The 26409-nt window shown below is 36.7% G+C and carries 28 protein-coding genes and 1 other RNA gene; 21 read left to right on the forward strand and 8 right to left on the reverse strand.

What is annotated here, in order from left to right; all coding sequences use genetic code 11:
- Positions 1-11: 11 nt before the first annotated feature.
- The 4 genes from BN990_RS10225 (at position 12) to nth (ending at position 3959) form a co-directional block, all read left to right on the forward strand.
- The gene (locus BN990_RS10225; RefSeq protein WP_038243954.1) at positions 12-1196 is read left to right on the forward strand and encodes a pyridoxal phosphate-dependent aminotransferase; all 1185 of its coding nucleotides are present in this window, start codon (positions 12-14) and stop codon (positions 1194-1196) included.
- 22 nt (positions 1197-1218) lie between these two features.
- A complete protein-coding gene (asnS, locus tag BN990_RS10230) occupies positions 1219-2511 on the forward strand; it encodes an asparagine--tRNA ligase (RefSeq protein ID WP_021291291.1) in 1293 nt (430 codons plus the stop codon).
- A gap of 79 nt (positions 2512-2590) precedes the next feature.
- Positions 2591-3289: a DnaD domain-containing protein gene (locus BN990_RS10235; RefSeq protein ID WP_038243957.1), complete on the forward strand. Its 699-nt coding sequence runs from the start codon at positions 2591-2593 to the stop codon at positions 3287-3289.
- Positions 3290-3293: 4 nt separating this feature from the next.
- Entirely contained in the window at positions 3294-3959 is a 666-nt protein-coding gene (nth, locus tag BN990_RS10240; protein WP_021291293.1) for an endonuclease III, read from the forward strand.
- 37 nt (positions 3960-3996) lie between these two features.
- On the opposite strand, the gene BN990_RS10245 is transcribed toward nth, so the two are convergent.
- Positions 3997-6762 (reverse strand): PBP1A family penicillin-binding protein, encoded by a 2766-nt coding sequence (locus tag BN990_RS10245; RefSeq protein ID WP_038243960.1) that lies wholly within the window; start codon positions 6760-6762, stop codon positions 3997-3999.
- Positions 6763-6780: 18 nt separating this feature from the next.
- Positions 6781-7371 (reverse strand): Holliday junction resolvase RecU, encoded by a 591-nt coding sequence (recU, locus tag BN990_RS10250; RefSeq protein WP_021291295.1) that lies wholly within the window; start codon positions 7369-7371, stop codon positions 6781-6783.
- 121 nt (positions 7372-7492) lie between these two features.
- Between recU and BN990_RS10255 the strand changes: the two genes are divergently transcribed.
- Positions 7493-8449, forward strand: a complete 957-nt coding sequence (locus BN990_RS10255; protein ID WP_038243963.1) for a DUF2515 family protein — start codon at positions 7493-7495, stop codon at positions 8447-8449.
- A gap of 28 nt (positions 8450-8477) precedes the next feature.
- Here BN990_RS10255 and BN990_RS22375 read toward each other — a convergent pair whose 3' ends face one another.
- Entirely contained in the window at positions 8478-8582 is a 105-nt protein-coding gene (locus BN990_RS22375; protein WP_021291297.1) for a hypothetical protein, read from the reverse strand.
- A 164-nt stretch (positions 8583-8746) separates the two neighbouring features.
- Here BN990_RS22375 and BN990_RS10260 point away from each other — a divergent pair, with 164 nt between their 5' ends.
- From BN990_RS10260 to BN990_RS10270, 3 genes are all read left to right on the forward strand, one after another.
- Positions 8747-8956, forward strand: a complete 210-nt coding sequence (locus tag BN990_RS10260) for a hypothetical protein (protein ID WP_021291298.1) — start codon at positions 8747-8749, stop codon at positions 8954-8956.
- A 68-nt stretch (positions 8957-9024) separates the two neighbouring features.
- Positions 9025-9387, forward strand: coding sequence for a DUF1798 family protein (locus BN990_RS10265; RefSeq protein WP_021291299.1), 363 nt, complete (start codon positions 9025-9027; stop codon positions 9385-9387).
- A 67-nt stretch (positions 9388-9454) separates the two neighbouring features.
- Positions 9455-9856 (forward strand): cytidine deaminase, encoded by a 402-nt coding sequence (locus tag BN990_RS10270; protein ID WP_031335534.1) that lies wholly within the window; start codon positions 9455-9457, stop codon positions 9854-9856.
- A 111-nt stretch (positions 9857-9967) separates the two neighbouring features.
- Here the strand turns inward: BN990_RS10270 and BN990_RS10275 are convergent, their stop codons facing one another.
- Positions 9968-11422, reverse strand: coding sequence for a sodium/proline symporter (locus BN990_RS10275; RefSeq protein ID WP_021291301.1), 1455 nt, complete (start codon positions 11420-11422; stop codon positions 9968-9970).
- Positions 11423-11482: 60 nt separating this feature from the next.
- A complete protein-coding gene (locus BN990_RS10280; RefSeq protein ID WP_021291302.1) occupies positions 11483-12646 on the reverse strand; it encodes an NAD(P)/FAD-dependent oxidoreductase in 1164 nt (387 codons plus the stop codon).
- Positions 12647-12817: 171 nt separating this feature from the next.
- Between BN990_RS10280 and BN990_RS10285 the strand changes: the two genes are divergently transcribed.
- The 7 genes from BN990_RS10285 to BN990_RS10310 all read left to right on the forward strand — a co-directional run bounded on the left by BN990_RS10285 (position 12818) and on the right by BN990_RS10310 (position 19353).
- Positions 12818-13999, forward strand: a complete 1182-nt coding sequence (locus BN990_RS10285) for a CdaR family transcriptional regulator (RefSeq protein ID WP_038243966.1) — start codon at positions 12818-12820, stop codon at positions 13997-13999.
- 162 nt (positions 14000-14161) lie between these two features.
- Positions 14162-14476, forward strand: coding sequence for a cell division regulator GpsB (gene gpsB, locus BN990_RS10290; RefSeq protein ID WP_021291304.1), 315 nt, complete (start codon positions 14162-14164; stop codon positions 14474-14476).
- A 70-nt stretch (positions 14477-14546) separates the two neighbouring features.
- Positions 14547-14921, forward strand: an RNA gene (gene rnpB / locus BN990_RS21905) — RNase P RNA component class B.
- Between the two features lie 160 nt (positions 14922-15081).
- Positions 15082-16221: a THUMP domain-containing class I SAM-dependent RNA methyltransferase gene (locus tag BN990_RS10295; protein WP_038243969.1), complete on the forward strand. Its 1140-nt coding sequence runs from the start codon at positions 15082-15084 to the stop codon at positions 16219-16221.
- A complete protein-coding gene (locus BN990_RS10300) occupies positions 16221-17720 on the forward strand; it encodes a carboxypeptidase M32 (protein ID WP_038243972.1) in 1500 nt (499 codons plus the stop codon). The genes BN990_RS10295 and BN990_RS10300 overlap by 1 nt, the downstream gene beginning before the upstream one ends.
- Positions 17721-17752: 32 nt before the next feature.
- Positions 17753-18841: a type III polyketide synthase gene (locus BN990_RS10305; RefSeq protein ID WP_021291307.1), complete on the forward strand. Its 1089-nt coding sequence runs from the start codon at positions 17753-17755 to the stop codon at positions 18839-18841.
- The gene (locus BN990_RS10310; protein WP_021291308.1) at positions 18841-19353 is read left to right on the forward strand and encodes an isoprenylcysteine carboxyl methyltransferase family protein; all 513 of its coding nucleotides are present in this window, start codon (positions 18841-18843) and stop codon (positions 19351-19353) included. Before BN990_RS10305 ends, BN990_RS10310 begins: the two co-directional genes overlap by 1 nt.
- Before the next feature lie 24 nt (positions 19354-19377).
- On the opposite strand, the gene BN990_RS10315 is transcribed toward BN990_RS10310, so the two are convergent.
- Together BN990_RS10315 and BN990_RS10320 are read right to left on the reverse strand one after the other, a co-directional pair.
- Positions 19378-20061: a queuosine precursor transporter gene (locus BN990_RS10315; protein WP_038243975.1), complete on the reverse strand. Its 684-nt coding sequence runs from the start codon at positions 20059-20061 to the stop codon at positions 19378-19380.
- A 164-nt stretch (positions 20062-20225) separates the two neighbouring features.
- A complete protein-coding gene (locus BN990_RS10320; protein ID WP_021291310.1) occupies positions 20226-20426 on the reverse strand; it encodes a cold-shock protein in 201 nt (66 codons plus the stop codon).
- A gap of 334 nt (positions 20427-20760) precedes the next feature.
- On the opposite strand from BN990_RS10320, the gene BN990_RS10325 reads away from it, so the two are divergent.
- Positions 20761-22431, forward strand: coding sequence for a formate--tetrahydrofolate ligase (locus BN990_RS10325; protein ID WP_038243978.1), 1671 nt, complete (start codon positions 20761-20763; stop codon positions 22429-22431).
- The gene (locus BN990_RS10330; RefSeq protein ID WP_021291312.1) at positions 22431-23036 is read left to right on the forward strand and encodes an HD domain-containing protein; all 606 of its coding nucleotides are present in this window, start codon (positions 22431-22433) and stop codon (positions 23034-23036) included. The genes BN990_RS10325 and BN990_RS10330 overlap by 1 nt, the downstream gene beginning before the upstream one ends.
- 42 nt (positions 23037-23078) lie before the next feature.
- Here the strand turns inward: BN990_RS10330 and BN990_RS10335 are convergent, their stop codons facing one another.
- Positions 23079-24116: a C40 family peptidase gene (locus BN990_RS10335; RefSeq protein WP_038243982.1), complete on the reverse strand. Its 1038-nt coding sequence runs from the start codon at positions 24114-24116 to the stop codon at positions 23079-23081.
- A gap of 148 nt (positions 24117-24264) precedes the next feature.
- Between BN990_RS10335 and BN990_RS10340 the strand changes: the two genes are divergently transcribed.
- The 4 genes from BN990_RS10340 to BN990_RS10355 all read left to right on the forward strand — a co-directional run bounded on the left by BN990_RS10340 (position 24265) and on the right by BN990_RS10355 (position 26342).
- Positions 24265-25221, forward strand: a complete 957-nt coding sequence (locus BN990_RS10340) for a thymidylate synthase (protein WP_021291314.1) — start codon at positions 24265-24267, stop codon at positions 25219-25221.
- A 20-nt stretch (positions 25222-25241) separates the two neighbouring features.
- Positions 25242-25730: a dihydrofolate reductase gene (locus BN990_RS10345; RefSeq protein ID WP_021291315.1), complete on the forward strand. Its 489-nt coding sequence runs from the start codon at positions 25242-25244 to the stop codon at positions 25728-25730.
- 188 nt (positions 25731-25918) lie between these two features.
- The gene (gene tatA / locus BN990_RS10350; protein WP_021291316.1) at positions 25919-26128 is read left to right on the forward strand and encodes a twin-arginine translocase TatA/TatE family subunit; all 210 of its coding nucleotides are present in this window, start codon (positions 25919-25921) and stop codon (positions 26126-26128) included.
- A gap of 19 nt (positions 26129-26147) precedes the next feature.
- Positions 26148-26342 carry a twin-arginine translocase TatA/TatE family subunit gene (locus BN990_RS10355; RefSeq protein WP_038243985.1) on the forward strand — a complete coding sequence of 65 codons (195 nt, stop codon included), beginning with the start codon at positions 26148-26150 and terminating at the stop codon, positions 26340-26342.
- The last annotated feature ends 67 nt before the right edge of the window (positions 26343-26409 follow it).

Raw genomic sequence — 26409 nt, forward strand, 5'->3', positions numbered from 1 at the left:
AGGTGATCATAGTGAAATTAGCAAACAGAGTAAAAACATTAACTCCATCATCAACATTAGCAATCACAGCAAAGGCAAAAGAACTCAAGCAACAAGGGTATGACGTCATTGCTTTAGGCGCCGGTGAACCAGATTTCAATACTCCATCATTTATTCTGGAATCTGCTGAAAAGGCAATGAAAGAAGGTATGACTAAATACACTCCATCTGGCGGGATTGTAGAATTAAAGAAAGCAATTGTTAATAAATTTAAATCGGATAATCAGCTTACGTATACCACGGATCAAATAATTGTTACTACAGGAGCAAAACACGCTTTATATACACTATTTCAAGTACTATTAAATGATGGCGATGAAGTAATTGTTCCTGTACCATATTGGGTAAGTTATCCGGAGCAAGTGAAGCTAGCCGGAGGTAAGCCCGTGTTTATTGAAGCAAAAGAAGAGAACGAATTTAAATTGACCCCGAAAGAGCTTGAAGAAGCAATAACAGAAAAAACAAAAGCCATTATCATTAATTCCCCTAGTAACCCTACAGGAATGATGTATAGTAGGGAAGAATTGAAACAATTAGGGGAAGTTTGTCTAAAGCATAATGTTCTTATTGTTTCCGACGAGATCTATGAAAAGTTAATTTATTCAGACGATAATCATGTATCCATTGCAGAACTATCCGATGAATTAAAAGCACAAACGGTGGTCATCAACGGTGTATCAAAATCCCATTCGATGACCGGATGGCGAATTGGTTATGCTGCTGGGCCTTCAGAGATTATTAAAGCGATGACCAGCTTAGCTTCTCATTCAACTTCAAATCCTACGTCTATCGCGCAGTATGCCGCTTTAGCTGCATACTCGATGAACGACGAGCCAGTTGAAAAAATGAAGCAAGTATTTGCAGAGCGTTTAGACATGCTTTATAATTTATTAATTGATATACCAGGCGTTACTTGCGTGAAACCAAAAGGCGCTTTCTATCTATTCCCTAATGTAGAAGAAGCTGCAAAAAGTAATGGATTTACAACTGTAGATGATTGGGTCCGTGCATTGTTGGAAGAGGAGAAGGTTGCGCTTGTTCCTGGATCTGGTTTTGGCTCACCAAATAATGTACGACTATCCTATGCAACTTCTACTGAGGCATTAAAAGAAGCTGCTCAACGTATCAAGCAATTTATTATAAGGCATCAATCTTAGGCTTTTTTGGGAGGTTATTTTTTTGAAAACAACTATTTCACAGGCACCAATATACAACGAACAATCAGTTACAATCGGAGCATGGCTTGCCAATAAACGCTCTAGTGGAAAAATTGCGTTTTTACAATTACGCGATGGAACTGGATTTATTCAAGGCGTTGTTGTGAAAAACGATGTAAGCGAAGAAACATTTCAATTAGCAAAAAATTTAACGCAAGAATCGTCTGTTTATATAACGGGGAAGATTGTTGAAGATACTCGTTCACCCTTTGGATATGAAATGCAAGTTACGAATATTGAACTGATTCATGAATCAACGGATTATCCAATTACACCAAAGGAGCATGGAACCGAATTTCTAATGGATCATCGTCACTTATGGTTACGCTCCAAAAAACAACATGCCGTAATGAAGATTCGTAACGAGATTATTCGTGCTACGTATCAATTTTTTAATGACAATGACTATGTTAAGATTGATCCGCCAATATTAACGGGTTCCTCAGCAGAAGGAACGACGGAATTATTCCATACCAAATACTTTGATGAGGAAGCTTATTTATCACAAAGTGGACAGTTGTATATGGAAGCTGCTGCGATGGCTTTTGGTAAGGTATTTTCTTTTGGGCCAACATTTCGGGCAGAAAAATCCAAAACACGCAGGCATTTAATTGAATTTTGGATGATTGAACCAGAGATGGCATTTGTCGATCATGACGAAAGTCTCGAAATTCAAGAAAACTATGTTAGCTTTATCGTGCAAAGTGTGCTAGAAAATTGCAAGTTGGAGCTAAACACCTTAGACAGAGATATTTCCAAATTGGAAAAAGTTAACGCACCGTTTCCGAGAATATCTTATGATGCTGCAATCGAATTATTGAAAGAAAAGGGATTTACGGATATTGAATGGGGAGAAGACTTTGGTGCACCTCACGAAACAGCGATAGCTGAAAGTTTTGATAAGCCTGTTTTCATTACGAATTATCCTGCTGAGATCAAGGCTTTCTATATGAAACCTGATCCTGACCGCTCAGATGTTGTATTATGTGCTGATTTAATTGCTCCGGAAGGTTATGGAGAAATTATTGGAGGTTCTCAGCGGATTGATGATTTAGAACTAATGCAGGAACGGTATCAGCAGCATGGATTAACTGGAGATGCATATCAATGGTATTTAGAATTAAGACAATACGGTAGTGTACCTCATTCAGGATTCGGACTTGGATTGGAAAGAACAGTTGCCTGGATCTCTGGAGTGGAACATGTACGTGAAACGATTCCGTTTCCTCGCTTGCTTAATCGGCTATATCCTTAAGTCTTTGTATAAAATCCCTTGCCAAAATAAGCAAGGGATTTTATCATTACGTTTGATACATTAAAAGAGGTGCTTAATCATGTTAAAGCAACAAGTATATATTCAGGACGTATTATTGAATCAATTATCGATTCCTTCAAGGTTACTTACATCATATACATCACTAGATCTTGATGAGAAAGAAGTGATGCTTCTATTACAATTGCAACGCTTTATACAAGATAAAGTTGACTTTCCAACCCCTGACCAGTTAGCCGCCCATGTAACAATGAATGAAAAAGAATGTGCAAATTTACTACGAGGTTTAATCCAAAAAGGAATGCTTACAATTAAACAGCAAGAAATGCAAGGCGAAAAATTAACAGAGGCATATTGTTTAAATCCACTTTGGGAAAAATTATTCCAAGACGAAGAAAACGATCATGCGGTTGAGCATGAAGAAGCTCCTACTGATGGGACCATTTTTATATTATTTGAACAAGAGTTTGGTAGACCGCTTTCTCCATTTGAAATTGAAACAATTAATGCCTGGCTTGATCAGGATCATATCTCTCCAGCATTAATCAAAGCGGGGCTAAGAGAATCTGTATTAATGGGAAAACTCAATTTTAAGTACATTGACCGAATACTGAGAGAGTGGAAGAAAAAAGGGATTCATACGGTGGAGCAAGCAAGAAATTCAAGTAAGCAATTCCATTCAAGACAATCAAGTACACAAGAAACAAGCAAAAAGAGGGATACCTCATTCTATTATAATTGGTTAGAAGGGGAAGAATAGTAGTATGCTGACAAAAAAGGAAATTAGATTTTGTTTAGATGAAATGAAAAAGATGTTCCCAGATGCACAATGTGAATTAGAACATAAGAATCCATTTGAACTCGTAATTGCTGTATTACTGTCTGCACAATGTACGGATACACTCGTAAATAAAGTAACAAAAGAACTATTTAAAAAATATAAAACACCTGAGGATTACTTAGCTGTAACCCTTGAAGAATTACAGCAAGATATTAGATCAATTGGGCTTTATCGTAACAAAGCAAAAAATATCCGGAAACTTTGTACCATGTTGTTAGAAGAATATGGTGGGATTGTCCCTCAAACAAAAGCGGAGCTGGTCAAATTGGCTGGTGTAGGGAGAAAAACTGCCAATGTTGTAGCCTCTGTAGCTTTTGATGAACCAGCAATCGCTGTAGATACTCATGTAGAACGGGTATCTAAGCGATTAGGAATTTGTAAATGGAAAGATTCTGTAACGGAAGTAGAAGAAACATTAATGCGTAAAGTTCCAAGGGATGAATGGAGTGTAACCCATCATCGTATGATTTTCTTTGGACGCTATCACTGTAAATCAAGAAATCCAAATTGTCCAGAATGTCCTCTTTTAGAAATTTGCAGAGAAGGACAAAAACGGATGCGAAAACGAAAAGAGGTAAATGCGAATTAGCATTTACCTCTTTTTATTAGTATTGGCCATCATAATTTTATTGGTTTTCTTGACCTTGACCGGGTCGACTGTCTGGATTTTCTCCTTCTCCAGGAGATTCTTGTTCTTGCTCTTGCTCACCATCATCAGCTGGCGGCTCCTCTGGATTGTTTTCATCTGGTGGAGGGCTTTGATCGCCACCGCCGCCCTCATCAGGATTTTCTTCATTTGGCACCGTAACGCTGGTGTTTTGACTTTGACCTCTGACACCATCATTATTACCATTTTTTCCAACTGGTGTTACAGTAATCGTATAGCTTTGCCCAGGTGTGGCGCCACTGATTTCAAGGCCATTGGAATCTACCGTTTGTGTCTGCCCATTGACCGAGACTTCAAAGGAAGCAGGGGGACCATTGTAATTCCAATTTACATCAATAATTGAATTACCTTCATTGTATTGGGCGGATAGCCCTTCAACTGGAGGAATATTGCCTTCCTCGTTTTCATCTTCCTCTTCTGTACCAGATTTAACAGTTGCGGTCTTCGGTTCACTTCGTGATGATTCGTCTTCATTATTAACTGCAACTACTTGGATGGTGTAATTAGCTCCTGGTTCTACTTCAGTAATTTCCATTTCGTTTTCCTCTGTAGTAGACAGTGTTTGCATTTCACCATCATTTACCTTCATGCTAACTTCAAATGAAACATCCGCATCTGAATCATATTTCCAATTTACATCAATGGTATTGCTGTCTTCATTAAAGCTTGCTTCTAAGCCACTGACTGGATCTAATTGATCAAACTTCTCAGATGTTTCTTTAGGCTCTGTACCTTTTACAAACAGTTCAGTAATAATCGAAGCTGATGGTGTGTATTCACTTGGTTTTGCTGCAGGATTAGAACCTTTTTCTACTTTAGCTTCAACAACAGAGTCTGGTTTGACAAAATCTTTGGTCTCTATATCCTTGGATAGTTCTGCCATGGTATTTTTAAACAATGCATGCGGTACTTTTGTATCTGGTAATGTGCGTTGGTTATCATTATAACCCGTCCAAACCGATATAGTGTAGTTGGTTGTATATCCACTAAACCACGAATCTGGGCTTCCTTCTTTATCCGAAAGGTTTGTTGTACCTGTCTTACCTGCAACTGGTAAGCTTGGAATATCAGCTAGTTTACCGGTACCTTCAGAAATAGCTGATTTTAACATATCCGTCATCATATAAGCAGTATAATCAGCCATGACCGCTTCTGATTCTGGCTTTGTCTCCACCGTGCGCTCATCTGGGAATTCAACTTTTGTCACGGCGTAAGGTTCATTATAAATCCCTTCATTTCCGAAGGCGCGATAAGCCCCAGCCATCTGAAGCGGATTTACAGTTGTACTTGTACCACCAATTGCGTCACCTATTGTCATTTTATCATCGGCAAATTTAATTCCTAGGCTTTCAGCGAATTTCTTCGCATTCTCATAGCCGACTTCTTCTAACGTTTTAACTGCTGGAACGTTTAATGATTGGTTCAATGCATGTCTGGCAGTCATCCATCCACCATATTGTCTGTTCCAATTTCGAATAGAAGCATCGGTACCTGGAATTGGATATGGCTTATCATCGTTAATTTGATGGTAGGTTGAGATTTTATCATATTCAATAGCCGGTCCATAAGCTGTTATTGGCTTCATTGTAGATCCAGGTTGTCGTTTGGTTTGCAGGGCATAATTAAAGTCTCCTGGATCATTTCCTCTATTTCCACCGATCGCCCTGATCGCTCCGCTTTTCGTATCGAGCACTGCCATTCCTGCTTGCATTTCGTCATCTGGATAGGAAATTGGATTATCTTCCTGATTACTTAGCAAGAATTCAACATGTTCTTGTGCATCGGTATCAAGGGTTGTATGAATGGTTAATCCATCTGTATAAATATCCGCGCCATCCACTTTTTCCTCAACTTCCTTTTGAACTTGCTGTAAGAATGCTTCATATGGAGTGGAATCGGGACTAGATTTTTGTAATAGGGAAGGGATGTCAACTTCTCTTGCTTTATCCGCTTCCTCCTTTGATATCTTTCCATGGCGGACCATGAGCGTTAGCACAGTATTCATTCTTTCTTTTGTTAGTTCTGGATTTTCAAATGGGTTATATGCACTTGGTCGTTGTGGTAACCCAGCCAATATAGCTGATTCCGCTAATGACAATTCACTTAAATCTTTTTTACCAAAATACGTTTCAGCAGCTTTTGCTACACCATATGCACCGCTTCCGTAATAAATCTTATTCAAATACATCTCTAAGATTTCTTCTTTAGAATACTCTCTTTCTAATTGTAGTGCGAGCCATTGCTCTTGTACTTTTAGGCTAATCTTTTTTTCAGGTGTTAAAAATGACTTCTCTACTACTTGCTGAGTAATGGTACTGGCACCCTCTGATCCAAAACCATTAGTGATATTAGCAATAACTGCTGCACCAATCCGCCGCAGATCGATTCCAGAGTGTTCGAAGAATCTTGCATCTTCCGTTGCGGTAACAGCATCAATTAATCCTTGTGGCAATTCATCATAATTGACTTTCGTTCGTTTTTGTTCCCCTAAGACTGCGAATACTTCTCCATCTTTGTCCAGAATTTGGGAGGCTAATGGATCTGATAACTTCGCGTCATTAATATCTGGTGCTGTCGCAATCCAATAGGCTGCGGTCGCTCCAGCTCCAATTCCCATTACGATAAGAATAATTAATAAAGATAATACGATCTTCTTCCATAACGGTTTCTTTTTATTTTTTTTCTGTTTTCTTCTCGCTGAACGAGATTGGCTATTGTCTGCCATCGCTTCATTCCTCCGTCTCTAAAAATAAAGCTTATCGATGATAGCTAAATAATCAACTCTTGCCCTATATTGAAAAGGGATAGGATATCCTTCAGTTTGCAGGCTGTCAAAAGATATCGATTTTTTTCCACCATTTAATTTGACGTTCCAATACGAAAAAAGTTTCTCCGCTGGTAACAAAAATGTTTGGTCATGTGCAGCAAAGCGAATAATGATAAAACAAATTCCCCCGTGTGCATCAATAGCTTTCATATGCTCAATCTGATGATCATGAACATTTGCTAACGGAAAGAGTGTCTTATTTTTTGTTTCTTTTGCTTCAAAGTCAATATATTTGCCCCGATAGATTCCATTATAATCTGTCGTCGAAGCCTGTTTGAAATACGCTTCCGTAATCACAGCTGCACTTCGTTTAGGATAATCCACCTTGACAATTTGGACTGGGGTCGGTTTTTTATGAATAACTGCTTTATTCGATTGTCTATAGTACGTATTTGTACTATTGATATCTTCTTCTAATGTCATTCCCCGATTACTAAATATATTTGTGTTTTGTTTTGCGTTAATTGGTTGATTGGTCTTTACTTTCTTTCCATTTGGGTAATTCATCCTTGGATCCTCCTTGCCTATTACCATATCATAAAAGAAAAGAAAAACCATTTAAAATAACGCATAAATATTACAAAAGTCGTACATGTTAAAACAAAAATTTAAAACTAGGATGGTAGCCATGTACGATGACCAAGTTCTGCAACACTACATCCATTATATAACAAATCTTACCAAGACTCATAATGTAGATAATATTACACGTACTGATGCCTATTTTACATTCTACTTACAATTTCCTGAGATTAAATGGTCGTTCTTAGCAAGTCTTGTATCAAGAAATGCAGGGTATAATATGACCGATTTATATTTACCCCCATTTCAATTGATGCTAGGTGAACAGGAAAGGGAAAGACTATTCATGACATATGAACGTGCCAATTGGCTCATTTTTTCGGATGCTTATCCACAGTTACTCGTCTATCGACTTTCCTTGCAATTAAATCAACCATTATTTCATTTATTACCTTATTTTCACGTTTCTTCCTTTATGGTGAAAGAATGGAATTACTTTTGGAAGACTGCTGATACGAATCGAATAATGATAGCATTAATCATTAATGAACAAAATGTAATCGAGCAGCCAGTAATTAGACAATCCTTTTTCAAAAAACGTGTTTTTCATCAGGCTCCTTATTTTCTACAGAATTTACTCACGATGAATGCAGTATTGCTACCAACAAAATCGGCTCAACTTTATGGAGCGTTTGTACATCAATTCACGAGTTTAACAAAGCGTATTGAACTTGGAAAACAATTAGCATCCATTTTATATTCCCCATCCACTTTTAAACAAATATTTGCCTTTGCAAGACAATGTGAACATACAGGTTCACGCTATGATTATGAACGGTTTCTAAACCTCCCATTTCCAGCGTCTCCATTCTTAAGAATGGTATACCCTGTTATCTCACATCAAGATAAAATTCGAAAGGACTGGTACAAATGGGGGGGTATCAAAAAGAAATGGTGGAACTCAGAAGAAAGGAACGGCTGTAATTGGATAGGAAAGGAATTCTATAAAAAGCGCTCGCTGATCTTTGCCTACTACTATGTAAAACGCGTGTTCAAAGGATAAGGAAAGGGATATGAAACTCATATCCCTTTTACGTTGATGGACGATTAGGCCCATCAAGTTTTTTATCTCCCTTTTTTAATGATTTTGAGCGAATGCTTTCCGTTTTTGCGGGTTTTTTCTTGGATTCCTTCATAGGTAACTACCTCCCTTATAGAATAGTTTGTCAAAAATCCTTAAAAAAATGAGCAATTTTATTCGTTTTGTAAGCTTTCTTCTAGTTTTGTCGAACGTGCAGGAGAGAAATTGATCCTCTCGAATAAATATAATAATGAAGTACGAACGAAAGGAGGGGAATTCATGAACAACGCAGCAAAGCAAATGGATGCAAGTGAGCAAGGGGCGGATCGACGAACGGTAGAAGTATCGTTACAGCATCTAGCTGATCAAATCCGTTGGATGGATCAAAAATTAATGATGAAAATAGAAAATGATATTTCTGATCATTACCATGATCAAATGAATGAGATAAATGCATTTAGAACAACATGGAAGAAAGTAAGTATTTAAATCGTTCGCATAGCTGTCTATATGTTAAAATATGCTTAATAACTAATCATAAAAAGGCGGCATTCAACATGAATTTAATTGAACAAACAGAAACGTTAAAACGCTATTTAGATAATTTAAAATACCATTATGAACAGAATGATCCTCCGGAAAACCGAAAAGATCGAGCTTTGTTTCTACAAGTTAAAGAGGAAACGACACCAATATACGACCGCTTACAACAATGGGAAACGTTAGCATTACAATTCGTTAAAGAACGTAAAGTAAATGTTCATCCACAACAAATCGTTTCAACGAAGGAAAATATGGAGCTATTACTTATGCATAGTTATTACATTGATGTCAGAAGAAAACGATATATGGAATTAAACCATTCTGTTATATATATTTTTGATCAACTGATGGACGAATTAAACAAGGTGGATCTGTAATCGCTTTACAAGTAGCGATTTTTTTCTTATAATATCCTTCCACAAGTTGGGAGGAGAAAATGAGATGCTGAATAAACAAGATTTATTAAATGAAGCACATACGATGTTATCGAAAGCTTACGTACCATATTCCAAATTTCCCGTTGGTGCAGCATTGCTTACCAAATCCGGAAAGTTATACACTGGATGTAATATAGAAAATGCAGCGTATCCAGTTTCTTGTTGTGCCGAACGTGTTGCTATTTTTAAAGCAATTGCTGATGGAGAGGACGAATTTATAGAAATGGCTGTTATTGCTGATACGGAACGGCCGGTACCGCCATGTGGTTCATGTCGGCAAGTAATGAGTGAATTTTTCAAAGGTGATATGATTATCCATTTAACGAATTTAAAAAATGAGGTAAAGACAGTCTCAATGAATGAATTATTGCCTTTCTCATTTCAGCCTTCCGATTTAAACAAAAATTAAATTATAATCTAGCAAGAGGTTATAATAAAATCCGAACGATGATCTGTCTATAAATTGGTGTAGTTCGATCGTTCGGATTATTCTTTATTAATATTATTTGACTAGCTCTTTTTAGATTGTTTCTTCTTTAGGAACGTTTGCGTCGTTTTGGTCTGGAAGAACTAAACTAAAGATAACCCCTAAACACCCAGCAATAAGGAAAGTAGTAAATTTAGAAGTAATCATTCCTTCCAATGGTGTACTAATCCATATAATCGTTGAAATCAGACCTGATACCACCGTTGCAACTACTCCAGCACTAGAGTACTTTTTCCAGAAAAACGTTAAGAGGATAGCAGGGGAAAGGGTGCAACCAACACCAGCCCATGCCCAACTTACAACTAAATAAAGCAAAGACTCCGAAACTAATGCGATTATCATTCCTATTACTCCGAATACGACTATAGTGAGCCGAGAAATCCAAACAAATTGTTTCTCTGAAAACTCCATTTTAAAGGTTTTATGGATAATATCCTCACTAATTGAACTCGTTATAACCATTAATTGGGAGTCAGCTGTGGTTATGATAGCAGCTAACACTCCTGCCAAGAGTAATCCAGCTATCCATGGAGAGAAAAGATCTAAAATCATGGTGGGTAATATAATTTCAACATCTTTAAATGAACCTTGGTCATACATAGTAATTGCTGCTAGTCCTATCATAAAGGCACCGCCGTATGCAAGAATTGTCCAAGTAATGGCTACAATGCTACCTTGTTTTGCCTGTTTATTATTTTTCAGTGCCATAAACCGAGCACTCAGTTGTGGCTGACCTCCTAGAAACCCAAAAAACCATGAAAAATTATTAAAGAACAATACTCCGATTGAAAAACCGGTGAGACCACCAAACCAGGAGTTAAAGGTTGGTCCTGCCTGATAAAGTGATTCTGTTATGGACAAACCATGTGATTGAATATAAAAGAATGCCATTATAGGCAGGGCAACTAATGTAATCACCATCATGACGCTTTGTATCATATCTGTCCATACTACCGAAATAAATCCACCAGCAAAAGCTATAATGATAATAACAATGGTTGCTAAGATTATTCCTGCAGCATGCGGGATACCAAATGTAGTGAATAACATTTTACCTGCTCCTGCCATTTGCGCACCTACATAAAACATAAGAAAACTGGCAATTAAAATGCTTGTCAGCCAACGAATCACTTTCGCTTTTTGTCCAAATCGTACAGCTAAATAATCTGGTAAAGTCAGTACATGATACTTATCTGTTTCCTGCATAAATTTCTTCGCTAAAAATAACCAAGCAAATATAATTCCAATAGCAATGCCTACCGCTACCCATATCCCTGATAATCCCGTCATAAATACAAATCCCGTATAACCTAGAAGCAGCCATGCCGATTCCCCTGTAGCCCGTTCCGAAAACGCAAGTGCCCATCCTGGTAACTTCTTTCCACCCAATAAAAATTCAGAATGGGTTTTACTCCGTTTGCTAAAGGCATATCCAATCGTAAGCAGGACAAGACAATAGATAAAAAATTCAACAGCAATAATATTCATAAATCCTCCTCATAATCAGTTCCGTATAGAAACGTCTTTATATACATTATCCAACTGAAGTTAGACAACGGCACCTTCAATTACTAGATCTTTCTCTTTAAAACGCTCAAATCTCAACGGACGAAGATCGAGTGTTTCGTATTGCCCCAATCGAATTAGTTCGGATATTCCTTTACCTATAGCTGGAGCTTGCTGCATTCCATGACCACTAAAACCACATGCAGTAAAGTAACCTTTTAACTGAGGGTGTTCGCCAATAATGGCATTTTGATCCATTGAATTAAAACTGTACATACCAGCCCAGCCGCTAATAATTTTAGCTTGCTCAAAATGAGACATCCTTTCGGCCAATATAGGCCATAGTTGATCTAGAAAAAAAGATCGTTTCCATGAAAAATCAATACCTGGTTCCACTTTTTCAGAATAACCAGTAATGATCTGTTTTCCTTCATGCCGAAAGTAAACACCCGTAGGATCAACTGTTAATGGCAATTCATTCGATAAAGGTTCGGCAGTATCAAATTGAATAATTTGCCGCTTTAAGGGAATAATTGGTAGCGGTAAATCTAACTTTGCACTTAACGCAGCAGCCCAAGGACCAGCACAGTTTATTACGATAGGAGCTTTGTATATATCTCCAGTTGCTAATCGGACCCCAGTTACTCGATGATTTTCTTTCAAAATCGAGTCAACTTCTTTATATACATAAGATGCGCCTAATTGTTTGGCCTTTTTTATATATCCTTGCATTACTGAATAAGGGTCTAGATAACCATCTTCCGAACAATAAAGTCCACCTATTAAATCAGAAATAGTTAATTCTGGAATAAGTGTTTTTAATTCATATGGGGATAGGAAATCGGAAGGAACACCAAAATGTCGTTGTAGAGCACATTGTCTTTGTAATGTTTCGGTATTTTCTGCTTTTGCAAGAAATAAATACCCTCGTTGCTTAAAATCAATTTCTGCTTTTTCTCCACGAATAGCCATATCTGTTGGAAATGTTTTGTATTTTTGTAAGCTATAGCGGCTAATTTGAATATTAATAGTTGTGGTGAAAAGTTGCCTTATTCCTCCTGCGCTTCTTGAAGTTGATGAAAATTCGTTAAGGGAGTCTTTCTCGAAGACAACAATTTCCCCTGTATACCCATCATTCAACAAATTGTAAGCTATACTTGAGCCAATTACTCCGCTACCGACAATAATAATGTCCGATTTGTACATTAGCATTCACCTCATATGTAAATTAGTAACCTATACATTGGTTATAAATTAAAAACAGATTGTAAATCTAGGGATAAATTCAACAAATTTCTGGAGGTAAACTAGATTATTTTAAATAATCTAAATTATGTTAAAATAATAAAAAAGCATGTAATAAGGCAGGGGATTAGGGTGGAACGTTTTGTACAATTTGCACAACAAACAGTGAAAACGGTTTCAAAAATATCTCCATTTCCAATAAGTCTGAGTGATAGACAGGGGTATATAATTGGAGATACCAACTCAGATCGAATTGGTAAAATACATAAACCATCTGTAGAAGTCATCAAATTAAACAAGGCTATTTTATTTGATGACAATACGGTTTCAACGATGGAAAATGTGCTTCCAGGCATTGCTTTACCTCTTTGTTTTGAGCATCAAACGGCTGGTGTACTAGGAATTATAGGTGATCCACATCAGGTAATGCCGTATGCAGAATTAATCAAAAACTATGTTGAAACAATGTGGCATGAAACGATTCATTCCCATATTGAGGAATTAGAATCAAAAATTACAGAATCATTCATACAATATATCCTGTTGGAAAATAAAAGGAATATCGAAAAATTAAAAGAGTACTGTTCTATTTTGCATATGGAATACTTGTTACCGCGCTGCTGCATTGTCATAGATATCGGAAATTCGTTAATCACAACGGTACAGGCAGCTAAAAACCATGCTTTTTCAATGGAATATTTAAGAAGGGAAATTTTATATTGCATACGAAAGGCATACCAAGCTGAAACGGCTGCTTGTGCATTCTTAAATCCGCAAAAGATTGTCCTTTTAAAGGCCATTAATGATATAACTGACTACCATTCATTTATGGCAGATTTTAAAAAGAATAGCTTAGAGCTAATGGAAATGCTTAACGTTTATCATTTGAATGCTTTTACGGTTGCCGTTGGTAATAAATATGAATCGATGGATAAACTATGCTTTTCTTATGAAGAAGCGGAGAATTTAATAAAGTTGGGGAAACAAACGAAAATTAATCCTGCAATTTACTCTTTTTATGATTGGAATGTACTTGCTCAACTATTTCCTTTTTACGATACAAATGATATTCACTCAATTATTCAATTACGGTTAAGAAATTTATACCATCAGAAGAATTTCCTTGAATTAAAGCAGAATTTCTTAACCTATTGTGATTGCAACCTAAATCTAAGCAAAGCTGCAAAATTACTATTTATCCATCGAAATACACTAATTTATCGGCTGAATAAAATTGAAGCATTAACTCAAATTGATTTAGGTTGTTTTGCGCAAAGTATGTTATTATATGTACTATTAAAAAGGGAAACTTAATTGAGGGATGGAGGATGAAATGGAGATTCATTTTTCAGGTTGATCATTTAATGCTATAATAAGTGAAAAGAAAAATAGACATAAAAGGAATTAGAATTAATACAATGGTAAATAAAAGTGGTACAAGTATAATGAACCATGTAAACATGACGAGGTGATGAAATGAGTTTAAATCGAGTACAGTTAAGTAGTAAAGATATACTTGAGAAAGATTTTAAAACGGCTATGCGTGGTTATAATCAAGAGGAAGTGGATGAGTTTTTAGATCTAATTATCCAAGATTATGATGTATTTAAACAAGAATTGGAACGATTACAGCAAGAGAATGATCGCTTGAAGAAAACAACGACAGAACAACCTAAAACACGATCTGTTCAACCAAATCCAAACCCTCAAGTGAATTATGATGTATTAAAACGGTTGTCTAATTTGGAAAAAGCAGTATTCGGTAAAAAATTCGCTGAAACAGAAAGTTAATCTATTTTGTTGTAGCTAACACTTGAAAGTTTTAATTGTTTATGGTATTATTTATAAGGTTATTCGTTAAATACTCATGTGATCGCTGTATTTAATACAGAGGAAAGTCCATGCTCACACAGACTGCGATGTCTGTAGTGTTCGTGCTTGACGAAATCATAAGTCAAGGTAACCAGTAGGTTAACGGCAGGTTTATTTCCTAAGTCTTAAAAGATATGGAAATATCCTTGAAAGTGCCACAGTGACGTAGCTGAGAAGGAAACTTCTTGGGTGGAACGAGGTAAACCCCACGAGTGAGCAACCCAAATAATGGTAGGGGCATCCTTTAGTAGGGAAGTTGAACCGAAAAAGGGACAAGTTATTACTTGTAGATAGATGATCGCAACCGACGTACGAGGTTTGACCACCGTTTGTAGTACAATGGTACAGAACATGGCTTATCGAGTATTTAATCGGTCCCATAACAATATTATTTGTATTAAAACCTTTCTGAATCTCATCTGAGGTATCAGAAAGGTTTTTTAGTGTAACAGAAAGTTCATATTCTAGCACAGGATATGATAAACTAATGGAAAATAATCTACACGGTAGAAAGGAATTATTACATGCGCACAGTAACATTGATTGCAACGGCTGCTATGGGTTTAGAATCGATTGTAGCCAATGAGGTAAGAGAATTAGGATATGAAGCAAAAGTGGAAAATGGAAAAGTACTATTTGATGCACCAATCTCGGCAATTCCACGATGCAATTTATGGCTTCGTACTGCAGATCGAGTCAGACTACTTATAGGTACGTTCCATGCTACGTCCTTTGATGAGTTATTTGAAGGGGTGAAGGAGTTACGATGGGAGGAATATATACCAGAGGATGGCCAAGTTCCAGTAATTGGTAAATCTGTTCATTCCAAATTATATAGTGTACCAGATTGCCAAGCAATTACAAAAAAAGCAATTGTAGAAAGGCTGAAATTAAAACATGGAATTGTATCGAAATTGCCAGAAACAGGACCTGTATATAAGGTAGAAATTGCGTTATTAAAGGATATGGCGACAATGACCATTGATACATCCGGAACAGGCTTACATAAACGAGGATACCGGGTAGGTCAAGGAGAAGCGCCATTAAAAGAAACGCTAGCCGCAGCCTTGGTGAAATTGACGAATTGGAAACCGGATGAGCCGTTAATTGATCCATTTTGCGGTTCGGGAACAATTCCTATTGAAGCGGCACTAATTGGACAGAATATCGCACCAGGATTTAATCGGGAATTCGTTAGTGAGGATTGGGGTCTCATTAGAAGTAAATATTGGGATCAGGCCTTTGAAGAAGTAGAGGATTTGGCAAATTACGATCAAGCATTAACAATCGTGGGTTCAGATATTGACCATAAAATGGTAGAAATATCAAAACAAAATGCAATTGAAGCGGGTTTAGGCGACTTAGTTTCATGGAAACAAATGCAAGTTCGTGATCTGACCATAAAAGATGCTAACGGCTATCTAATTGGTAACCCTCCTTATGGGCAAAGATTAGGTGACAAAGAAATTGCGGCAGCGTTAGCGAAAGACCTTGGTTCAATTATGAAGAATCACCACAGTTGGAGTGTTTATATTTTGACAGCATTTGAACAATTTGAAAAAGAATATGGTCAGAAAGCTACAAAAAAGCGAAAATTATTTAATGGTTTTATACGTACAGATTATTATCAGTACTTCGGAAAAAAAGAGAAAGGGGAACTATAATGGGGGAAATAACACATGTCATAGAAAAATTTAAAAAATATTTGGGTAACATAAGTGCTTATCAAGAAGCACTTATGTTAATTCATTGGGATATGCGTACAAAAATCCCGCAAAAAGGAGTAGAACAAAGGTCAGAAGTAGCTGGATTATTAGGTGAAAAAATACATAAATTAGAAACTTCTGATGAAATGAAGTATTATATTGATGCTGTAAAAGAAAGCTCTACTGACCCTCTCTTATTGAAAATAGCGGAAGTTTGTGAAGAAAATTATGAGCGAAACCGAAAAATTCCTACAGAGGAATATCGATTATTTATAATGGCGCAAACAAAGTCAGAAGCGGTTTGGCAAGAAGCTAGGGAGAAAGCGGACTTCCGTTTATTTCAACCCGATTTAGAAAAATTAATGGACTTTAATCGTAAATTCGCTACGTATTGGGGGTATGAAGATAACATCTACGATGCACTTTTACATAATTTTGAACCAGGTGTAACAACCAAAATGCTAGACGAGGTATTTCCACGTCTTCGCAAATCGCTACTTAACCTATTAACGAAAATTACAAACAGCTCAAATCAGCCGAACCCAGCATTGCTACAAAACCATTTTCCAAAGAAAGACCAGGAAACTTTTACAAAGAAAATCTTAGAACAAATGGGCTATGATTTTCAGGCTGGACGTCTAGATGAAACGATTCATCCTTTTGCTATTGCATTGAATAAAAATGACGTTCGAATAACGACTCGGTATGATGAGCAGGACTTTCGAATGGCTGTTTTTGGTACGATTCATGAAGGCGGACATGGGCTATACGAGCAAAATATAGATGATCGTTTGATGAGAACTCCTTTGGCTACTGGAACTTCTATGGGAATACATGAATCACAATCATTATTTTGGGAAAACTTTATAGCAAGGAGTCAATCATTTTGGGAAACAAATTATGATCTTTTTTTACAGTACGCACCAAAAGCTTTTCAACAGGTAGATCGGGATCAATTCTACCATGCTATTAATGAAGTAAAACCATCGTTTATTCGAATTGAAGCAGACGAATTAACGTACTCTCTTCATATTATGATTCGCTATGAATTAGAAAAGTCACTGATAAACAATGACATTCAAGTTAAAGACTTACCTGCTCTATGGAATGAAAAAATGAAAGATTATCTAGGAATTGTACCTCCTTCTGATAAAGAAGGAGTTCTACAGGATATTCATTGGGCTGGTGGAGATTTTGGGTATTTTCCAAGCTATGCGTTGGGCTATATGTATGCTGCACAAATTTATCAAACGATGAATCAACAGTTAGATATTGAATCAATTGTAAAGTCGGCTGATTTTACAAAGATAAAACAGTGGTTAGGAACATCGATTCATCAATATGGTAAGGTGAAAAATCCATTAGAGATCATACATGACGTTACCAAAGAACCATTGAATCCCGATCACTTAATTTGTTACCTACAAGAAAAGTATGCAACCATCTATCAATTTTAGGGATGTGATGTTTACTTGGTAAGGAGGACTAAATGACGTATATTTGTTCAGCAGGTGTCGGTATTCCTAAATATCATATGGAACAAGCAGAAGTGAAACAGATTGTTCAAAAAATCTTTAACCAATCAAAACGTCATGTTTCACGCTTATTACCTGTTTTTGACAATGCGCAGGTTGATGAACGTCAGTTTGTCGTACCTCCAAATTGGTTTTTAGAAGAACATTCCTTTAAAGAAAGAAATGAGTTGTTTATTAAATTGGCCAAATCATATATCATCGAGGCGATGGATGATTGTTTAGATAATTCAGCCTTTCTAACAGAATCTGTTGCCTATGAAGATATTGATATGATTATTTTTGTATCTAGTACTGGAATTGCTACGCCGTCCTTAGATGTACATGTCATGAATGAACGACCTTTCAGACAAGATGTAAAGCGGATGCCTTTATGGGGGCTTGGTTGTGCTGGTGGAGCAATAGGATTAGCTAGAGTACATGATTGGTTAACTGCAAATCCGGATAAGTCTGCATTAATAATTTGCTGTGAACTATGTAGTCTAACCTTCCAAAAAGGGGATATTAAAAAGAGCAATATTATAGGAAGCGCTTTGTTCGGAGACGGGATTAGTGCTGTATTAGCAGTTGGCGAAAAATCAACACTGATTCAAAACAAAAAAGGACCAATTCCACGCCTTTTACATTCTCACTCCTATACAAAGAAAAACAGTATATCAGTCATGGGCTGGGATATTACAGATAGTGGCTTTGAGGTGATTTTTTCCAAAAGTATCCCCGCTTTAGTGGAAACGTTCTGGCGGGAACATCTGGAGAAATTCTTTAGAGAATATCATCTGAGTCCCGAGAACATTGATCATTTCATTGCACATCCAGGTGGAAAAAAAGTGATCGATGCTATGGGCAATGTACTTCAGGTTGATTTAAACAAATTCAAACATTCGATTGGTATTCTACGAAGACATGGGAATATGTCTTCTGGTACCGTTCTTTATGTGTTAAGAGAGTGGATGCAAGAACCTATTCAGGAAAATACGAAAAGTATTATCTCTGCACTGGGACCTGGATTTAGTTCGGAATTACTATTAATGGAGTGGATAACATAATGCCGATTTATATGTGGCTCATTCTTAGTTGTATAGTACTTCAACGCATCATTGAATTAAGAATTGCCAGAAGTAATGAAAAATGGATGAAAGAGCATGGTGGAGTAGAAAAAGGGAGGGACCATTACAAATGGTTTCTAATCGTTCACACATTGTTTTTCGTTTTTTTAATAGCGGAGGCATTATGGAGAAATAATCAGCCGTTCCAATTTAGTTATTCTTTATTTGTATTATTTATCATCACTCAATGTATTCGGATTTGGTGTATTACTACTTTAGGAAAATTCTGGAATACGAAGATTATTATTTCTCCTCAATTTTCGATTGTAAATGAAGGACCCTATAAGTTTGTGAAGCATCCAAACTATATTATCGTTGGGGTTGAATTATTTGTCATTCCCTTGTTATTTCATGCTTATTTTACAGCGATGCTATTTCCACTGTTGCACATCTTTTTGCTATTTGTCCGTATTCCAATAGAAGAAAAAGCATTGAAAGAAACGAAGATATAAAAACGGAGCTGATCTTAGCTCCGTTTACTTTTGCTCATTTGAATGCATTCGTTTTGCAATATACATAAATGGTGTATCAATTACTGCAACTGCAAATTTGATAACATACGTTGTAATTACGATTTCCAACCACACGCTTGTTGGATATTCTCCATAAAAAGCGATTGTACAAAAGACCATTGTATCAACAAGTTGACTTATCATTGTACTTCCGCTATTTCTTATCCAAAGTTGTCGACCACTTGGAAATAAACTTCTTAATTTATCATAAATCCAAACATCAAAATACTGACTGATCATATACGCGGCCAGACTGCCAAGAACGACCCGAGGGATGATACCAAAAAGTGTAGCAAGTGCCTCATGAGCAATATCGTCGGCGCCAGGCTGGAAGGCTAGAGCAATTTGCATCATAACTGTCATTGATAACAATGTAGCGAAACCAAGCCAGACTGCCTTTTTGGCCTCTTGTTTGCCATGTTTCTCGTTGATGATATCGGTAGCTAAATACGCAGTACCATATAATATATTACCTAAGGTTGCTGTTAATCCAATAAGTTCTACAGTTTTTAATACTTGGATATTAGCAATGATGGTCGCCATACCGATCCATACGTAAAGACCAGTTCGTCCAAATAATCGATAGAAGATAAGAAGTAATGAGAAATTTACAATTGCAAATAATAACCAAATCAGTTCGTTTGGCATCGAATTCCTCCTTAGTTTTGGTAACGCGGGAGTTCTCGAACCGCGAAAAACACAAATGTTATTATACTTAGGCTGGATGAAAAAAGCAAGAACTTATAGAAGGATATCAAAAAAAGCGGTAATCTGGCAAAACAGATTACCGCTTTATATAATTTTGTTTCTAGTTATTTTTTAACAACATTAGCTGCTTGTGGTCCACGTTCACCTTCAACGATATCAAAAGAAACTTCTTGGCCTTCTTCAAGGGTTTTAAAGCCTTCTTCTTGAATTGCTGAATAGTGTACAAATACGTCGTTTCCTTCTTCTTGCTGAATGAAACCGTATCCTTTTTCAGCGTTAAACCATTTTACTACTCCATTTTCCATGAATTAATCCTCCTAAAAACCTTCACGTTTCTTTTTTGAAAACGTGGTAATACAAAGCAGATAACAGAACATAAAAATAGGCAGTTCCTATAGAAGAGTAGGATCACTAGTGCATCCACTTCTATAGAAGCCGCCTGAGTCATTAATGAATCCGTACATCTTCTTTGCTTGTGTCTAATATAGCTCATTTCACTTTTAGAGTCAAGAATATACGCTGTGGTAATTCGACATTTTTAATAATTCAAGCTATTAATTTAATTCATGAAAAGGTATAATAATAGCTGTTGAATGATCATCCATCTGAAACTTTTTGAAATAGGAAAGGAGCAGCATCATGAAGAAAGACATTCAAATTGCACAAGAGGCAATAGTAGAACCTATACATAAGATTGCAGAGAAATTGAAACTAAGCTCCGATGATTGGGAGCCTTATGGACGTAATAAGGCAAAGCTATCCGATCAACTATTAACCAAACTAGAAAATAAGAAGAACGGGAAAATTATTCTAGTCACTTCTATAAATCCAACTCCTGCTGGAGAAGGGAAGTCTACGGTCACTGTTGGACTTGGACAAGCATTTAATAAACTAGGGAAAAATGCAATTGTCGCTTTACGGGAACCATCTTTAGGACCAGTGATGGGCCTTAAAGGCGGAGCAACAGGTGGAGGCTATGCTCAAGTATTGCCGATGGAAGATATTAATCTTCATTTTACAGGAGACATTCATGCGATAACATCAGCTAATAATGCATTATCCGCTATTATCGATAACCATATTCATCAAGGCAATGAATTAAATATAGATACTAGACGGGTGGAGTGGAAGCGTGTTATCGATATGAATGATCGGTCCTTAAGAGAAATTGTAATTGGCCTCGGCGGTACAAAACAAGGCATACCTAGGGAAGATGGATTTGCGATATCTGTAGCTTCAGAGATCATGGCCATTTTATGTCTTGCTACTAATATTGATGACTTAAAAGCGAGATTGGCTAAAATTGTAATAGGATATACATATAGCGGTAGACCTATAACGGCCAAGCATCTTCAAGCAGAAGGAGCACTGACATTGCTTTTAAGAGACGCGATGAAGCCAAATCTGGTACAAACAATTGAAAATACGCCTGCAATTATTCATGGGGGACCATTTGCTAATATTGCCCACGGTTGCAATAGCATTATTGCTACAAAAACCGCGGCAAAACTAGGGGATTATGTAGTTACTGAAGCTGGTTTTGGCGCAGATCTAGGTGCTGAGAAGTATTTTAATATTAAATCACGGATTGGCACTATCGACACGGCTGCCGTCGTCGTTGTAGTTACCATTCGTGCTTTAAAAATGCATGGCGGAGTACAAAAAGGTCATCTTGATACGGAAAACTTAGCTGGATTAGCGGACGGTATGGCAAACTTAGAAAAACATATAAATACCATTAAAGCTTTTCAAGTTCCTTATATTGTAACCATTAATCAATTTCCAACCGATACGATAAAAGAAACGGAATTTGTTCAACTATGGTGCGAAGAAAGAGATATTGATGTTGCCGTAACTACTGTACATGCAGATGGGGGAGAAGGCGGGGTACAATTAGCCGATAAATTAATAGCAAAAGTGGAAGGTTCAACGAAATCCTATCAGCCATTATACGATCTAGACGACCCTCTGGAAGAAAAGATGAAAATAATCGCTCAGACAGTGTATGGTGCTAAAGATATTGAGCTGACAAAAACGGCACGTGAGCAAGCTGCATTCTTTACAGAACAAGGGTGGGGGAACCTTCCAATTTGTATGGCTAAAACACAGTATTCTTTGTCAGATGACCCAACATTATTAGGTCGTCCAAATGGTTTTACAATAACCATTCGTGAATTACGTGCATCTATCGGTGCTGGTTTTATCATCGCTTTGACTGGGGATGTCTTAACCATGCCTGGATTACCAAGTTCACCAGCGGCATTAGAAATGGATGTTACGTCAGATGGAAAGGCGGTTGGTTTATTCTAATGGAAGAATTAAGTCAATTAATTGAAATCCAGAAATTAATTCGTAATTTATTCAGCGATGATTACACTGGCCATGATTTTTTTCATATGGAGAGGGTAGCAACAACTGCGGGTGAGATTGCTAAAATAGAAGATGCAGACTTGTTTATCTGTGAAGCAGCTGCATGGTTGCATGACGTTGGCGATGCGAAACTATTTACAGATCCAGAGGAAACCATTAAAGAATTAGATCTATTTTTACAACGTATTGCTATGAACGAATATCAAATTAACAAAGTGAAAGAAGCTATTCAAGACGTGTCATTTAGTAAGGGTGGCAATCCCACAACGCTCGAAGGTAAAATTGTGCAAGACGCTGATCGGTTAGATGCTATTGGAGCTATTGGAATAGCACGAGCATTTGCCTATGGTGGAGCAAATCGGAATTATATTAATCATGATACAAATAAAAATAATACAATACAGCATTTTTATGATAAACTTTTGAAAATCAAAGAGCTGTTGCATACGGAGGCAGCTAAGAAAATCGCTGATGAACGTCATCGGTTTATGGAGGTCTATCTCCTACAATTTGAAAAAGAATGGTCAAAGACAAAGAGTTGCTAATGTAGCAACTCTTTTCAGTTACTAATCGTATCATAAAGAACACTATTGTTGCATTACTCGTTTTGCACCAATGTAACGTTCTTCCCAATAAGGATTAGTTAATTTGCTTATTTCCACACCTCTTGATTCACCAGCGTGAATAAACTTTCCATCTCCGACATAAATTCCCATGTGAGACGGTCCAGGTTTATAGGTCTCAAAAAAAACGAAATCCCCGATAGAAGGATCAGAAATAGCGGAGGAAAAATTCCAAATTTCATTAACGGTACGAGGAATTTGGATCCCTTGTTCTGTAAACACATGTTGAATAAAACCGCTGCAATCGAAACCTCCTGGATCTTCTCCTCCCCATTTATAGGGAGTTCCAAGCTGCGCTCGAGCCTCTTCTACAATTGATGCTGCATTATTGCCTTGTACAGTAACTTTTTTCACTTCATTTGATTCAACGTCCTTATTGGGTTGTTCTTTTACAGAAGCCGGGGAGGTATCCTTAGCTTTTACTTGTTCTGACTTCGTTTGTTCGGTTGGAGCAGGAGAAACTGCTTGTTGATGGTCATCAATTAATTCCATGTGATGCTCTTCTTCGGCAATTTCTAATGCTTTTTTGGTTAATGGTCCATAAATACCATCTAGTTCTCCCTCATAATAACCAAAATATTGCAGTGCTTTTTGGACAATTTTCACTTTAGCATTATACATACCGGGTTCTATTTCATCAGAAAAGTTTTCTAATTGCTCTTTATATGCTTTTTTCTCATCTTTTACCATGGCACGTAATGTATCTTTGTTTACTTTTCCATTAATGGTTAAATTATGTTCAGCTTGAAAATTTTTAATTGCCTGTTCGGTTAAGACCCCAAACCTTCCATCTATTTCTTTGTCAAAATAGGATAGCGTATGTAATTTTTGCTGCATATGCCTAACAGCTTCTCCATGTTTTCCAAATTCAAGCTGATCCGACTCAAACAATAGCTTATTTTGCAGTTCAGGATGTGCATCGACATAGTTAACCAATGGTTGACTTAGCACATAACCATAAAGTAATGAACGCTTTGCCATATGTTCGACAGTCTGATTCATCAAGCTATCCCCTTTCTTTTTCTGACTCTTTATCAGGTTTATGTCGGATTTAGGTGTTTATGAGTTACGATTATGTTACAAATTTAGAGCCAAGCTATGGATTGTGGTACAATAAATAGAATGGAAGAAGAAATCTGGAGGGATACATATGGTTACTGGAGAAAAGGCTTATTTAAACCTTTGTAATCAAATTTTAAACAATGGTGTGAACAAACATGATCGGACGAATACGGGAACTTATTCCATTTTTGGTCATCAAATGCGCTTTAATTTGGAAGATGGTTTCCCATTACTTACAACGAAAAAAGTCCCTTTTCGATTAATTGCGAGTGAACTGCTTTGGTTTATAAAAGGCGATACAAATATTCGTTATCTGCTACAACATAATAATAATATTTGGAACGAATGGGCATTCGAAAACTGGGTGAAGAGCAATGAATACACAGGACCAGATATGATGGATTTTGGGCATCGCTCGCAGATAGACGAAGAATTTAATGAACAATACCAGCAACAAATGGAACGATTTAAAGAAAAAATTCTGAGTGACGATACTTTTGCTGACAAGTTTGGCACACTTGGGGATGTTTATGGAAAACAATGGCGACAATGGAAGACTTCTCAAAATAATACGATTGATCAATTAAAGAATGTCATTGATTCGATCAGAAACAAACCAGATTCTAGAAGGCATATTGTATCTGCTTGGAATCCTGAAGATGTTCCAACAATGGCCTTACCACCTTGTCATACATTATTCCAATTTTACGTTGCTGATGGTAAACTTTCATGTCAATTATATCAACGTAGTGCAGATGTGTTTTTAGGCGTTCCGTTTAATATAGCAAGCTACGCATTGTTAACGTTACTGATTGCACATGAATGTAACTTGAAACCTGGGGAGTTCATTCACACTCTTGGGGATGCACATATTTATTCCAACCATGTCAATCAAATAAAGACGCAGCTTTCTAGAGAAATAAGAGAAATGCCTCAATTACAAATAAACAAATCAAAGTCCTCTATTTTTGATTTTGAGCTTTCTGATTTTGAAATAATCGGTTATTATCCGCATCCTTCCATTAAAGCGCCTATTGCTGTTTAATTAAGAGAGGAGTGTAGCAATTGATTTCTTTATTACTAGCGATGGATAAAAATCATGTAATTGGATCAAACAATGATCTTCCGTGGCGTTTGCCAAAAGACTTACGATTTTTCAAAGAAAAAACAACGGGTCAAACCATTATTATGGGAAGAAAAACATTTGATTCAATGAACGGACCTTTACCTAACCGAAGAAATGTCATACTTACAAAAAGTGAACTACCTACTTCAGATAATCTAGAAGTTATCAAAGACATTCATACCATCTATGAATGGAATGAGGAACATCCGGATATCGAATATTTTGTGATTGGTGGCGGGAACATATTTGAGCAAGTCATACATCATGCAGATCGAATGTATATTACATGGATCGATCATCGTTTTCAAGGAGATACTTACTTCCCAAGTTTTTCAACGGAAGATTGGATACTATCTTCAAAAGTAAAAGGAGAAAGAAATGAGACCAATCCCTATGAATACTATTTCCTTCAATATGATAGAAAGTAATTACTTCATGAATAAGGGGAAATAAATGGAACAGGCTATAGAAAGAGGCTTGTTTCTAGAAAAGGAAACATGTTACACTATAAGCGCTTCATTAATAATTGGATGTTCTATGAATTTTAAATGAAATAAATTTATGTTTTGGTAAAAGTTGCTTATAATAAAATTATTAATTCAAAGAAGGTGCTACCATGTTATCTAGTATTGGTTTTCCAGGATTGATATTAATTTTAATCATTGCCTTAGTGATATTTGGTCCTAAGAAATTACCGGAAATCGGAAAAGCTGCTGGACAAACATTAAAGGAATTTAAAACGTCTGCTAATGAACTAACGAGTGATGTTAAAGATGAGATTAACGAAACAAAAGATATGATTACGGATGAAAAAAGCAGTAAATAATCATAGGGAGTGAAGGGGAATGTTTTCAAGTATAGGTGTTCCTGGATTAATCCTAATTCTAATTATTGCACTAGTTGTCTTTGGACCTTCGAAACTTCCGGAAATCGGAAAAGCATTTGGGAGTTCGTTAAAAGAATTTAAAAATGCTACAAAAGGTATCGTATCGGATGAAGATTCATCTGACAAAACAGAAAAGAAATCGTCTAAAAACTGATAAGCGAAGGTGTAAGGTACAACCCTTGCATCTTCTTTTGTGTTAAAGCTGTTATAAGATGTTAACA

The sequence above is a fragment of the Virgibacillus salexigens genome (assembly GCF_000723585.1).
In the GTDB taxonomy this organism is placed as follows: domain Bacteria; phylum Bacillota; class Bacilli; order Bacillales; family Amphibacillaceae; genus Virgibacillus; species Virgibacillus salexigens.